The organism is Streptomyces sp. NBC_01445, from assembly GCF_035918235.1.
In the GTDB taxonomy this organism is placed as follows: domain Bacteria; phylum Actinomycetota; class Actinomycetes; order Streptomycetales; family Streptomycetaceae; genus Streptomyces.
The window spans coordinates 791,469-805,095 of sequence record NZ_CP109486.1; the positions used below are offsets into that span (position 1 = coordinate 791,469).

9 protein-coding genes are annotated in these 13,627 nt (G+C 72.1%); 8 read left to right on the forward strand and 1 reads right to left on the reverse strand.

Features of this window, described 5'->3' with window-relative positions; all coding sequences use genetic code 11:
* Positions 1 to 25: 25 nt before the first annotated feature.
* The 6 genes from OG574_RS51895 (at position 26) to OG574_RS51920 (ending at position 10,439) form a co-directional block, all read left to right on the forward strand.
* On the forward strand, positions 26 to 5,263 hold the full coding sequence (locus tag OG574_RS51895) for a non-ribosomal peptide synthetase (RefSeq protein WP_326779332.1): 5,238 nt from the start codon (positions 26 to 28) through the stop codon (positions 5,261 to 5,263).
* Between the two features lie 25 nt (positions 5,264 to 5,288).
* On the forward strand, positions 5,289 to 6,677 hold the full coding sequence (locus OG574_RS51900) for a condensation domain-containing protein (RefSeq protein ID WP_326779333.1): 1,389 nt from the start codon (positions 5,289 to 5,291) through the stop codon (positions 6,675 to 6,677).
* Positions 6,678 to 6,816: 139 nt separating this feature from the next.
* Positions 6,817 to 8,016 carry a cytochrome P450 gene (locus OG574_RS51905; protein WP_326779334.1) on the forward strand — a complete coding sequence of 400 codons (1,200 nt, stop codon included), beginning with the start codon at positions 6,817 to 6,819 and terminating at the stop codon, positions 8,014 to 8,016.
* Between the two features lie 11 nt (positions 8,017 to 8,027).
* The gene (locus tag OG574_RS51910; RefSeq protein WP_100596218.1) at positions 8,028 to 8,264 is read left to right on the forward strand and encodes a ferredoxin; all 237 of its coding nucleotides are present in this window, start codon (positions 8,028 to 8,030) and stop codon (positions 8,262 to 8,264) included.
* A gap of 286 nt (positions 8,265 to 8,550) precedes the next feature.
* Positions 8,551 to 8,898 carry a YciI family protein gene (locus OG574_RS51915; RefSeq protein ID WP_100596217.1) on the forward strand — a complete coding sequence of 116 codons (348 nt, stop codon included), beginning with the start codon at positions 8,551 to 8,553 and terminating at the stop codon, positions 8,896 to 8,898.
* A 224-nt stretch (positions 8,899 to 9,122) separates the two neighbouring features.
* Positions 9,123 to 10,439 carry an alpha/beta fold hydrolase gene (locus OG574_RS51920; RefSeq protein WP_326779335.1) on the forward strand — a complete coding sequence of 439 codons (1,317 nt, stop codon included), beginning with the start codon at positions 9,123 to 9,125 and terminating at the stop codon, positions 10,437 to 10,439.
* A gap of 99 nt (positions 10,440 to 10,538) precedes the next feature.
* Here the strand turns inward: OG574_RS51920 and OG574_RS51925 are convergent, their stop codons facing one another.
* The gene (locus OG574_RS51925; protein ID WP_326779336.1) at positions 10,539 to 11,735 is read right to left on the reverse strand and encodes an RNA-guided endonuclease InsQ/TnpB family protein; all 1,197 of its coding nucleotides are present in this window, start codon (positions 11,733 to 11,735) and stop codon (positions 10,539 to 10,541) included.
* A gap of 153 nt (positions 11,736 to 11,888) precedes the next feature.
* On the opposite strand from OG574_RS51925, the gene OG574_RS51930 reads away from it, so the two are divergent.
* Complete coding sequence (locus OG574_RS51930; protein ID WP_326779337.1) at positions 11,889 to 12,812, forward strand: DUF6039 family protein; 924 nt, start codon at positions 11,889 to 11,891, stop codon at positions 12,810 to 12,812.
* A 17-nt stretch (positions 12,813 to 12,829) separates the two neighbouring features.
* Positions 12,830 to 13,627 carry an enoyl-CoA hydratase-related protein gene (locus OG574_RS51935; RefSeq protein ID WP_326779338.1) on the forward strand — a complete coding sequence of 266 codons (798 nt, stop codon included), beginning with the start codon at positions 12,830 to 12,832 and terminating at the stop codon, positions 13,625 to 13,627.

The following is a 13,627-nucleotide window of genomic DNA, read 5'->3' on the forward strand; positions in this document are numbered from 1 at the left end:
GTAGGACTTTGCCAGGAGGGCAACCGTGCACACTCACGTCCGTCCCGTCGGCGGCACACTGGTCGACATCCTGCGCGACCGGGCGGACGCCACTCCGCACCGCACCGCCCTGGAATTCATCCGCGACGACGGCAGCGAACACGCCGTCGGCTACGCGGCGTTGGACCGCAGGGTGCGCGCGGTCGCCGCCGCGCTCACCGAGCGCGGCCTGCGTGGCGAGCGCGTCCTGCTGCTGTTCCCGCCGGGCGAGAACTATGTGACGGCCTTCCTCGGCTGTCTGTACGCGGGCGCTGTCGCCGTGCCCGTGTATGTGCCGACCGGCAAGCGCGGCCTGTCGGCGGTCCTTGCGACCGGGGCGGACGCGGGCGCCGTGCTCGCGCTGAGCAGCCGCGAGGTGACGGACGCGATCACGGCCTCGTACCCGGAGCTGACCACGTCGGGGCTGATCCAGTGGCTGGTCACCGAGGACATCGCGGACGCGGCGGCCGACGACTGGCCGGGCGCGGGCCCCGCGCCCGCCGACCTGGCCTTCCTGCAGTACACGTCCGGGTCCACCGGGACGCCCAAGGGCGTAATGGTGCGGCACGACAACCTGGTGCACAACTCGGCGTCCATCAGCACCGCCCTGGGCGTCGGTCCGGACAGCCGGGGCGTGAGCTGGCTGCCGCCATATCACGACATGGGCCTGATCGGCGGCATCCTGCAGCCCTTGTACGCGGGATTCCCGTGCACCCTGATCTCCCCGATGGCGTTCGTACGCAGCCCGTACCGCTGGCTCGACGCCATCAGCAGGCACCGCGCGACGGTGTCGGCGGCCCCCGACTTCGCGTACGGCGAGTGTGTGCGCCGCATTCCCGAGGACAAGCGCGCCGAGCTCGATCTGAGCAGCTGGCAGCACGCCATGGTGGGTGCCGAACCTGTGCGGCCCGCGACCCTGGACGCCTTCGCGCGCGCCTTCGCGGACAGCGGGTTCGACCGGTCGGCCTTCCACCCCTGCTACGGGCTCGCCGAGGCGACGTTGTTCGTCACCGGCGGCGCGCCCGAGCGGGGCGAGCCCCGGGTGCTGCGCGCCGACCGTCGCGAACTGGAGCTGGGCCAGGCCGTGTCGGCCACCGCGGGCAAGGAGAACCAGGAGAACGCTGCTGTGCTGACGGGCTGCGGCCGGTCGCGCAGCGAGGACGTCGTCGTGGTGGTGGACCCGGCCGAGGGCCGTGCGTGCCCGCCCGGCGGGACCGGCGAGGTGTGGGTGAGCGGCCCGACCGTCACCGCGGGCTACTGGGGCCGGCCCGAGCTGACCGACGAGGTCTTCCGCGCCACCCTGGAGTCCCACCCGGGGCGGCACTTCCTGCGCACCGGTGACCTCGGATTCACCCTGGGCGACGAGCTGTTCGTGACCGGCCGCGCCAAGGACCTCCTGGTGGTGCGCGGCCGCAACCACTACCCGCAGGACATCGAGCAGAGCGCCGAGCACGCCCACCCGCTGCTGCAGCCGACCCGGGCGGCGGTGTTCTCGCACGACGACGGGACCGAGGAGCGGGCCGTCCTGGTGCACGAGGTGGTCCGCGGCTTCGACCCCGAACGCGCCCCCGAGGTGATCGCGGCGGTCCGCAAGGCGGTGACGGCCGAACACGGGCTCTCCCTGCACGAGGTGGTGCTGGTGCGGCCCGGAGCGATTCCCCGTACCACGAGCGGCAAGGTGCGCCGCAGCACCTGCCGCGAGCGGTGGCTGGACGGCACTTTGCAGCCGATCGCGACCGGCGGCGCGGACACCGCGCCCGACGCCGGGGGCGGTGACATGCCCCCGGTGTCGCGGGCGGTCGCCGAGGTCGTCGCCCTGGAACTCGACGTGCCCGCCGAACAGCTGCCGCCCGGTGTGCCGTTGGTGGTCCTCGACCTCGACTCGCTGCGGGCCGTGCGGCTCGCCGAAGCGGTGCGTGAGCGCTTCGGGCTCCGGGTGTCCCCCGCCGAGCTCCTCGACGGGCTGACGCTTGCGGGCCTGAGCTCCCTCGTCGATGCCGTCGACGACGTGGCCGAGGCACACGTCGGTGCCGACGACACCGAGGCCGCCGACGCGCCCGCGAGCCGGGCGCAGGAGTGGATGTGGCTCCTCGACGCCATGGGCGGCGGCGCGGCGTACCACGTGGCGGGCGGCATCGACCTGCACGGCCCTGTCGACCCGGAGTTGCTGCGCGCGAGCCTGGAGGACCTGGTGGCGCGCCACCCGGCGCTGCACAGCGGATTCACCTCCGACCCCGAGGGCACCCTGCGGCGCACGCCGCTCGCCCCCCGCCCCTTCGAGCTGCCGGTGGTGGAGCCGAGCGCGGACCGGGACGCCCGCGCAGTCGCGGCCGAACTCGCCCGGGAGCCGTTCGACCTGGCGGCGGGGCCGTTGCTGCGCGCGGTCCTCGTGCGGGCCGGCACGCGCGAGTGGACGCTCGCGGTGGCCGCCCACCACATCGCGGTGGACGGCTGGTCACTGGGCCTGCTGCTGCGCGAACTCGGGATCTGCTACCGCGACCGACTCGCGGGGCGCAGCCCGTCCCGCACCGTCGTCACGGTTCCCGCGCCGAAGAGCGCGGGCGACGACGCGGAGGCCACCGCGTTCTGGCAGGAGACCCTGGCCGGGGCGCAGGCGGTGTCGCTGCCGCTGGACCCGGCCCCGCACCCGAGCCCCTTCAAGGGCTCCGCCCTGCCCTTCACCCTGCCCGCGCCGGTGGTGGCCCGGCTCAAACGCTATGGGGCCAAGCGCCGTTCGACCCTGTTCATGGTGATCCTCACCGGCCTGTCCGCTGTGCTGAGCCGGTGGACCGGCCAGCAGGACCTGGTGGTCGGTGCCGTTACGGCCGGCCGCCACCGTCCCGGCAGCGGTGACCTGGTCGGGCTGTTCGTCAACACCCTGCCGTTGCGCGTCGAGGCCTCCGGTGACCCCGCCTTCGGTGAGCTGCTGTCCCGGGTCCGCTCCTCGTGCCTGGCCGCCTACCGGCACCAGGACCTCCCCCTCGAGGAGATCGTCCGGCTGACCGGCGCGGACCGCGCCGACGGGCGGGCCCCACTGGTGCGTGTGGCGCTCGCCCTGCAGAACCTGCCGGTGGCGCCCTGGCAGTCCGGCGAGGTGCGCGCCGAGCCCTTCGAGCTCCCTTCTCCCGGCGCGCAGTTCGAGCTGTCGCTGCATCTGACGGAGGAGAGCGACGGCAGCCTGACGGGCCACGCCGTCCACGCCACGGACCTGATCTCCGCACCGAGCGCGCGCCGCATCCTGCAGGCCCTGACGCTGGCCCTCGAAGCCGTGCCGGGGCCGCCGGGGGCGGCGGCGACAGATCTTCCGATGCTCGCCTCGCACGAACTCGACCGGGTGGTGAGCAAGTTCAGCGGCTCGGACACGCCGCTCGACGACGGCCTGGTGCACGCCGGTTTCGAGCGGCAGGCCCGGCTCACCCCGAACGCACCGGCCGTCGTGTGGGACGGCGGCGCGCTGTCGTACGCACAGCTGGACGCCCGGGCGAACCAGCTGGCCAGGCGGCTGCGCTCCCTGGGCGCGTCCCCCGATCAGGTGGTGGCGGTGCACCTGCCGCGCTCCCCCGAGCTGGTCGTCGCGCTCCTTGCGGTCGTCAAGGCGGGCGGTGCCTATCTGCCGCTCGACCCGGACCACCCGCGCGCCCGGCTCGCCCTGCAACTCGCCGACGTGACCCCGTCGCTGCTGGTGACGTCGCGGGATGCCGCGCACGGCGGAGCGGGCGAACTCGCGGCAGGCTCGCCCGGTCTGACGCTCGTCGAGATCGACGACCCGGCCCTGGCCGAACTGCCGGACGGCCCCCTCGACGAGGTCGCGCGGCCGGACAACCTGCTGTACATCCTGCACACCTCCGGCACGACGGGCACCCCCAAGGGTGTGATGAACCAGCATGCCGGCGTGGCCAACCGGATGGCCTGGATGCAGGAGAAGTATCCGCTCGTGGCCGGAGAACGCGTGCTGCACAAGACGCCCGTCGGGTTCGACGTGTCCGGCTGGGAGATCTGGTGGCCGCTCGGCCACGGCGCGACGATCGTGCTCGCCCGGCCCGGCGGCCACCAGGATCCCGGGTATCTGGTGCGGTCCGTCATCGACCACGCGGTGACGACCTGTCACTTCGTGCCGTCCATGCTGCGCGTGTTCCTCGACGAAACCACGGCCGCGACGGCCGCGGGGACGCTGCGCCGGGTCGTGTGCAGCGGTGAGGCACTGCCGCCGGACGTGGCCGCCCGGTTCCACAGTCTGCTGCCGGGCGTGGAGCTGCACAACCTGTACGGGCCGACCGAGGCCGCCATCGACGTCACCGCGGAGCAGGTCGAGCCCGGCGCGACCGACCGGCCCCGGCTGCCGATCGGACGCCCGGTGCCCGGCGTACGCCTGTACGTGCTGGACGGACGGGGCAATCCCACGCCCGTCGGCGTGCCCGGCGAACTGCACATCGGCGGCCCCCAGGTGGCGCGCGGCTACTTCGGACGGCCGTCGCTGACCGCGGCTGCCTTCGTCCCCGACCCGTTCGGCTCCGGGGGGCGGCTCTACCGCACCGGCGACCGGGCGTGCTGGACCGAGGACGGCACCCTCGACTACCTCGGCCGCATCGACCACCAGGTCAAGATCCGCGGCCAGCGGGTGGAGCCCGGCGAGTCGGAGGCGGTGCTGGCCAGGCACCCGGCCGTCGGCGACGCCGTGGTCGTGCCCCGCCGGCAAGGCGGCGAGATGTATCTGGCCGCCTACCTGGTGGCCGCGGCCGGCGCCGAGCAGCCGGACCCGGCACAACTGCGGGAGCACCTCTCTCTCAGCCTGCCACCGGCGATGATCCCTTCGGCCTACACATGGCTGGACGCGCTGCCGGTGGGCGCCAACGGAAAGCTGGACCGCGACGCGCTGCCGGAGCCGGAGCAGAACCTCGCCGGCGGCGAGCACGTGGCGCCGCGCGACGCGGCCGAGCAGCGGGTGGCCGAGGTGTGGTGCGAGGTCCTGGGCCTCGAGGAGGTCTCGGTGACAGCCGACTTCTTCGCGCTCGGCGGGCACTCGCTGCAGGCGACCCGGATCGCACTGCGGCTGCGCGAGGCGTTCGGGGCGGAGTTCTCGGTCGCCGACCTGCTGACCGGAGTGCCCACCGTGGAGCAGACGGCACGGCTTCTGACGCAGCGCCAGGTGGCGGAGAGCGACCCGGAGGAGCTGGCCCGGCTCCTCGACCAGCTGTCCGGGCTGTCCGACGACGAAGTGGCCGACCTGCTGCAGCAGCAAGGCTGACGGTGGGGAAAGGAGACACCGGCCCATGGCCGTGACACTCAAGGACGACTTCGCCGAACGGGCCCGCCTGGAGGCGCGACTGCTCGCCCGGCGCAGGGGCGGAGCGGCGCTGCCGCTGCTCGACCGCCCGGCCGGGGCCGAGTGGCACTTCGCCGCCTCGCTGGGCCAGGAAGGCATGTGGCCCTCCCTGGCGACGACCGCGCGCCAGCCCCTGATCGTGGGCGGGCTCAGGGTGTCGGGGCCGCTGGACACGGGGGCGCTGCGCGAGGCCTGGCAGGCTCTCGCCGAGCGGCACGAGACGCTGCGCAGCGCCTATCGGACGGTCGACGGCGCGCTGACGCAGGTGGTCCCGGTCCGCGCGAGGCCGGTCATGGAAGTGGCCCTGGCCGACCCGGCGGCGGCCGCCTCGGTCGCGGACGACGAGCTCGCCCGCCCCTTCGACTTCGGCCGGGGCCCCTTGGCCCGGCTGCGCGTGCTGCGCCGTGCCTCCGGCGAACACCTCGTGGTGGTGTGCCTGCACCACCTGGTCGGCGACGCCCGGGCCCTCGAGGTGGTCACCACCGAGCTCACCGCGCTCTATGCCGGCGCCGTCACGGGCTCGCCCGTACAGCTGCCCGAACTCCCGGCCCAGTACGCCGACTTCGCGGCCTGGCACCGGGCGCGCGTCGAAGGTGAGCACGGCGGACGGACCGTCGCGTACTGGCTGGACCGCCTGGCCGGCGCCGAACCGGCGGCGCTGCCCTGCGACCGGTCCCAGGACCCCTCGGACATCGCGGGTCACACCCGGTCCTTCCCCCTGCCGCCGGAGCTCTTCGCCCGGCTGCGCGAGGTGGCGGCCCGGCACCGCACCACGTTCTACGTGGTCGGGCTCGCGGCCTTCCAGATCCTGCTCGCGCGTTGGTCGGGCGAGCGGGACATCTGCGTGCGGGCACCCGTCTCCTACCGCGACCGCAGCGACGTGCACGGCCTGGTCGGCGACTTCTCCAACGACGTGGTGGTGCGCGCCGACCTGTCGGGACACGTGACGCTGGCCGAGGCCGTGGAGCAGGTGCGGGCGAGCACGGCCGACGACTTCGCCCACCACGACATACCGCCCCACGTGGTGGCCTCGCGCATGGCCGATCCCACCCTGCTGGAGCGGCTGTTCCACGTGCAGTTCACCGCGGAACGCGAGCACGACCTCGGCGCCGCCCGGCAGCTGGGCCCGATACGCGCCGAGCCGTTCTCCCCCACAGCCGAAACCGTCGCGCGCCCGCTCAGCGTCCGCCTGCGCCACGACGACCACGGCGGCCGCGTCATCGTCGCCTACCGCTCGGGCCTCTTCTCCGACGAGCGTGCACGGGCACTCCAGCGCGACTATTTCGCCCTGTTCGAGGAGATCGCGGCGCACCCGGGGCGACCGGCGGTGAGTTGACCCGATGCTCACTCCTCGGCAGCCGATCGGGCCGCGTGTTCAAGAGTGAGCGGAGTTCGGCGGGCGAAAGGGTCACGCTCCCAGTGCGAGGAGGCCCTCATCCGAGGTGCCCGGTTGCTGTCGCGGAGGAGTGGGACTCATGTCGGCTACGAGGCGGGTGCACATCTACCCTTTCGAGGGAGAGGTCGACGGCCTTGAGATCCACCCGAAGTTCGCGGAACTGAGGGAGACCGACCCGCTCGCCAGAGTGCGCCTCCCGTACGGCGGCGAGGGGTGGATGGTCACGCGGTACGACGACGTGCGCGCCGCCAACTCCGATCCCCGGTTCAGCCGCGCGCAGATCGGTGAGGACACCCCCCGGACCACACCGCTGGCCCGCCGCAGCGACACCATCCTCAGCCTCGACCCGCCGGAGCACACACGGCTGCGCCGCCTGCTGTCCAAGGCCTTCACCGCGCGGCGCATGGGCGCGATGCAGTCCTGGCTCGAGGAACTGTTCGCCGGGCTCCTCGACGGCGTGGAGCGCACGGGACATCCGGCCGACCTCGTGCGGGACCTGGCCCAGCCGTTCACCATCGCCGTGATCTGCCGGCTGCTCGGGGTGCCGTACGAGGACCGGGGCAGGTTCCAGCACTGGTCCGAGGTCATCATGTCCACCACGGCGTACAGCAAAGAGGAGGCGGTGTCGGCCGACGCCTCGATCCGCGCGTACCTCGCCGACCTGGTGTCGGCGCGCCGGGCCGCGCCCCACGACGACCTCCTGGGCGTGCTGGTGTCCGCCCGGGACGACGACGACCGCCTCACCGAGGACGAGCTGATCACGTTCGGGGTGACGCTGCTCGTGGCCGGGCACGAGACCTCGGCCCATCAACTGGGCAACATGGTCTACGCGTTGCTCACCCACGAGGATCAGCTGTCCCTGCTGCGGGAGCAGCCCGAGCTGCTGCCGCGCGCGGTGGAGGAGCTGCTGCGGTTCGTGCCCCTGGGCAACGGTGTCGGCAACGCCCGGATCGCCCTGGAGGACGTCGAGCTGAGCGGTGGCACGGTGCGCGCGGGTGAGGGTGTCGTGGCCGCCGCGGTGAACGCCAACCGGGATCCCCGGGCGTTCGACGACCCGGACCGCCTCGACATCACCCGGGAGAAGAACCCCCATCTGGCGTTCGGCCACGGGGCGCACTACTGCCTCGGTGCCCAGCTCGCCCGCATGGAGCTGCGGGTGGCGATCGGCGGGCTGCTGGAGCGCTTCCCGGGGCTGCGGCTCGCGGTGCCCGCGGACCAGGTCGAGTGGAAGACCGGCGGACTGTTCCGGGGCCCGCAGCGGCTGCCGATCGCATGGTGAGGGGAACCGGCATGGCACAGGAGCAGAACACACGCTGGCGGATCGAGGCCGACCACGGCGCGTGCATGGGCACCGGCATCTGCGCCGGTGTCGCACCGGACGTCTTCCAGGTGGTCGACGGGCGGTCCGTGCCGCCGGCCGGAGAGGTGCCGGCGGACGAGAACGTGCTGGACGCGGTCGAGTCCTGCCCCATGGAGGCGCTGCGGGTGCGGGACGCGGTGAGCGGCGAGGTGCTCGACCTGTCGTGACGGTGCGGGCCTGCGCGGCGCTTCTCAAGTGGCTCTCCAGCGGAATTCGAGTGGGGTGTGGCAGGAAAGGACTACGGTCGGACGGATATGGGCACCGCCCGGCTGGAGACGGGTCCCGCGGTACGCCGGGAATTCGCCCACGTGTGCCAATCCCCTTGCGCCGCAATCCAGTTGCACGACTTGCGCCGACTTGACACGATTCATGGGGACATATGAGTATCCCTTTGGATTCAGGAATTCCGTATTCCGGTCCGGTTTTTCGCACATTGCGACAAGGAGAGCCCGAATGAAGTTCGCGATCGTCATCATCGAGAACGCCGAGTCCCGGCGTCAGATCCAGGAGGACCGCGCGACCTACCGCAAGGCGATCGAGGGCTGGATGGGCCAGCAGGCCCAGGCCGGCGCCCTCGTGGGCGGCGAGGCGTTCGAGACCGAGTCCCTCGCCCCGGTGACGGTGCGCCGGGAGGCCGACGGCACCCGTAAGGCCGTCGAGGGCCCGTTCGCGGGCGCCGACGAGACGCTGGGCGGTTACATCCTCGTCGAGGCCGCCGACCGCGACGCCGCCGTGGAGATCGCCAAGTCGTGGCCGAACCCCGAGACCCTCGAGGTACGGCCGCTGTGGGTGGCCGAGTAACCAGCCGGTCCCACCGGCTCCGACCCGCGGCCGGGCACACCCGGCCGCGGGTTCAGGCCTGTAGGCGCTATGGAGAGGCAGTCGCCTTGACGCTCCCCTCCCTGAAGGGAGGGGACTCTTAAGCACTGCGATCCGCCCTGACGGCGAATCCCAGCCCGCTGCTCTGCTCCGCAGGAGTCCGATTCCTCTTCGCCTGAAGGGCGGAGTATCCACGGAGGTATCCGATGACGGACGGCGCGATTCACGCACGCGCGGCGGGAGACGGCGCGGGCCGGCTGCGGCCCCTTCTGGACGCCGTGCACGACACGGCCTGCGAGGTACGGGCCCGCCGCCCCGACTACTTCGAGCACCGGCCGCTGCGACTGCCCGCGGAACTGCTCGCGCACCACGGCACCACCCCCGCCGCACTCGCCCAACTTATCGGTGATTCCTATGAGTTGACGGTCGAACCGGTCACCGACCCCGAGGACTGCACCTCCGTGGACCGTCTCGCGGCCGCCCGCGCACAGCACGCCGGCACCACGCCCGGCGACAGCGGCGCCCAGCGCGCGCCGCAGCCCGGCGAACTGGCGGCCGTCGCCCGCGAGCAGAGCGAGCTGCGCCGCGCCGCCGAGCGGGACGCCGCGCGGATCGGTGCGGCGGCGCCGTTGCGGGTCGGGGTGCTCGGCGGCGTGCTGCCGTACACCGCGGCGGGTGTGCGCGAGGAGGGCGAGCCGCCCGTCGTCCTGGTGAACGCGCTCGGCATGGGGACCGCGCTCTGGCACCCCCTGATGGCGGCTCTCGCACCCACGCGCCGCGTGCTGACCTGGGCGCCGCGGGGCACCGCGGCGGGCACCCGGCCGATGCGCCTGCGCGACCAGGCCGACGACCTGGCGGCGGTGCTCGCCGCCGAAGGCGCCGGGGACTGCCATCTGGTGTGCTGGTGCAGCGGGCCCAAGACGGCCATGGAGTTCCGCCGGCGCCGCCCCGAGTCCGTGCGGTCGATGGTCTTTCTGCACGGCTCCTTCCGGCACACGGGCGATCCGGCCGGCCTCGAACCCGACACACCGTACGAGCGCAATCTCGAGGAGCTGTGCCGCGCCGTCGTCGCCCGGCCCGCCCTCGCGGCCCGGCTGCGCACCATGTTCACCGGTCAACCTGCCGAGATATCAGGGGAATTGACCGCCCATCGGTTCGCCGACGAGGTCCTCGCGCTGCCCGCGCCCGCCCTGGGCGCCGAGCTGCTGCGCCCCTTCTCGGACGACGCCGTCCTGGTCGCCTATGCCCGCCAGCTCCTGGACTACTGGGCGTACGACGGTCTCGCGCACGCGGCCGACGTACAGGTACCGGTGCTGTGTGTGAGCGGCGAGTTCGACCGGATCGCCTCGCCCGAGCGGCTCGCCCTGGCCGCGGACCGCTTTCCGGGCGCCCGCCACGAGCGCCTGGCCGGCGCCACGCACCACTCCATGTACGACCGCCCGCGCGAGGTCGCGCGGCTGCTCACGGACTTCTTCACGGAGGCGGTTCGGCCGCGCTCAATTGTGAGCGGCGCCGCACGGTGACGCTCCCTAACGTCGGACATCAGGGGCCCAAGGCCTCTTCACCAGTGCGACGAAGGAGACAGAGCGTTGACTTCTCCCTTTCCTCAAGGAAGGGGATTCTCACGGCTCGCGCTGTGAGGGTTTCTGCTTCGTCGCCGACTGCCCGCCCGGAGTGCTCCGTTGAGGTCTTACACCAGCTCCACAGACAGACACCGTCAGCCCGACGGCCAGGAGGTTCTTCGCCGCGTTCACGTCCCGGTCGTGGGTCGTGCCACAGCTTTCGCACGCCCACTCACGGACGTTCAGCGGCATCTTCTCCTGCAAGGTGCCGCAGGTGGAGCACAGTTTCGAGGAGGGGAAGAAGCGGTCGACTGCGACCACTTCCCGCCCGTACCAGGCCGCCTTGTACTCCAGCATGCTCCGGAACTGAGACCACGCGGCATCGCTGATAGCGCGGGCCAGTTTCCGGTTCCTGACCATGTTGCGGACGGTCAGGTCCTCGATGACGAGCGTTTGGTTCTCACGCACGAGTCGAGTGGTCAGCTTGTGCAGGTGGTCCCGGCGCCGGTCGGCGACCCGGGCGTGGATCTTCGCGACCCTGCGCCGGGCCTTGGCCCGGTTCGCTCCGTCGCTCTTGGCCTTGCGGGACAGCTCCCGCTGGGCCTTCGCGAGACGGATACGGTCGGCACGTTCATGCCGTGGGTTGGTGATCTTCTCCCCGGTGGACAGTGTCACCAGGTGGTTCAGGCCCGCGTCGATGCCGACTGCCGTGTCCGTGGAGGGGAGCGGCTTGACGGTGGGGTCTTCGCACAGCATCGACACGAACCAGCGTCCGGCCGCGTCCTGCGACACCGTCACCGTGGAAGGGCTTGCGCCCTCGGGCAGCGGCCTCGACCACACGATGGCCAGCGGCTCGGACATCTTCGCGAGCCGCAGCTCACCGCCCAAGAACCGGAACGCGCTGGTGGTGTACTCCGCGGACTTGCGGGACTTCTTCCGCGACTTGAACCGTGGGTACTTGGCCCGCTTGCCGAAGAAGTGGGTGAACGCCACCTGCAAGTGCCGCAATGCCTGCTGGAGCGGAACCGAAGAGACCTCACCCAGGAACGCCAGGTCCTCGGTCTTCTTCCACGCCGTCAGCATCGCCGACGTCTGGTTGTAGTTGACCCGCTCCTGCCGCGCCCACGCCTCCGTCCGGGCCGCCAGCGCCATGTTGTAGACCTTCCGCACGCATCCGAACGTGCGCGACAGCTCCGCTGCCTGCGCATCCGTCGGATAGAAGCGGTACTTGAACGCCCGCTTCACGTGAGTGGTCACAGCTCAAAAACTATCGCATCAACTAGTGATCTCCTGCGGGCAGTTGACCGTGAACGACGAATCGCCCAGCCGCGACTCGTCTCATCCCGCCCCGCTCCGCAGAAGCTTCGCCTACCCCCACCTAAAGGTCGGGGCATCAAAGAAGGAGTCACGATGACCGACGCGGCGAGCCAGGCCCAGGGCGCGTTTCTTCCCGCCCACAGCGGGCCTCTCGGTTCCGGCTCAGACCTGCTGCACTCCGGGAACGCGGGCTTCATCATCCACCGGGCCGGCCAGCTCAACCACGCGTTCCGCGCCCAGGGGCGTCAGTTCGCCACGGATCTCGTCGGCCACCTGAACAAGGTGGTGGAGGGCGTCGCCACGATCGTGGTGCACGAGGAGATCCTCGGCACCGCCGACCGGCTCCACTGGCTGATCCACATGAAGCAGCCCAACGACTACAGCCGCTTCCTGGAGATAGCCGACCACGACCGCAGCTTCAAGGAGATCACCGAGGCCGACCGGATCGCGGCCTCGGAGGGCGCCGGCAACTGGGAGCGCATGTTCGTCGAGGGCTCCTTCCAGGAGCGGGTGTACGTCCCCCAGCACGGCCTGGACGAGCACGACGACGACCACGACCACGACCACCACGACGAGCCGTCGGACACCTTCGTGCCGCCCGCCCGCCACCAGACCGGGCTGCCCGACAGCCGGATGCGCAGCTCCGTGGACAGCGGCCTGACGATCATCCGTACGGCGCAGACCGCGTTCCGCTTCCGCACCGAGGCCCGCGAGTTCGCCTTCGCCTGGGCCTCCGAGGTCAACCGGGCCCTCGGCGGCGAGCTGACGGTCTACCTCTACGAGGAGACGTTCGGCCAGCAGGACCGGATCCACTGGATGATCCACCTCGACAGCCTCGACACCTACCGCAAGCTGACCGAGCTGAGCCGCCACGACGCCGACTACCAGGCGCTCTTCGGGCGGCAGTTCGTGCCCGACTTCAAGGGCGGTGGCGGCTGGGAGCAGACGTTCGTGTCCCCCACCATCCAGGACACCGTGCTCACGCCGCTGCACCCCGGCGCGCCCGCCTGGTTCTGAGCGGGGCGGACGCAGCCGTGACAGCCATCGGCCCGACTCACCGCGGCGTGCGGCTCACTGCCGAGCCGCACGTCCTGCGCGCCACTCTCACCAGCCCGGACGGCCTCAACAGCCTGAGCGGTGATGCCCTGGACGCGCTGGGGGCCGCCCTGGACCGGGCCGAGGCCGACCCCGAGTGCCGTGTCCTGCTCCTCGAGGGCTCGGGCGGCACCTTCTGTACGGGCCTCGACTTCGAGGAGGCCGCCGGCGATCCTGCGGGCGGCGCCTCGCAGGCCGGCCGGGGCGGGGCCGAGTTCCTCGCTCTGATGCGGCGCTTCGGCGAGACGCCGCTGGCGGTCGTGGCCTGCGTCGACGGCCGCGCGGCCGGCGGCGGCGTGGGACTCGCGGCCGCCGCGGACCTGGTCATCGCCACCGAGCGCAGCGAGTTCAGCCTGCCCGAAGCGCTGTGGGGCCTGGTGCCCTGCTGTGTGCTGCCCGTTCTCGTACGGCGTACCGGCTTCCAGCCCGCGTACGCGATGGCCCTGAGCACCCAGCCGGTGTCCGCGCGCCGGGCTGCGGACTTCCGCCTGGTGGACGAGGTGGTGCCGGACCCGGATGCCGCGGTGCGCCGCCTCCTGGTCCGCCTCACCCGGCTCGACCCGGCGACGATCGGCGAGCTCAAGCAGTACTTCCGGGCCATGTGGTTCACCACCGAGGACACCGACGCGTTCGCCCTGCGTGAGTTCACCCGGCTCATCGACTCGCCCGTCGCGCGACGCCGTATCACCGACTACACGACAACGCGGCGGCTCCCCTGGGAGAAGCCGCGGCCCTGA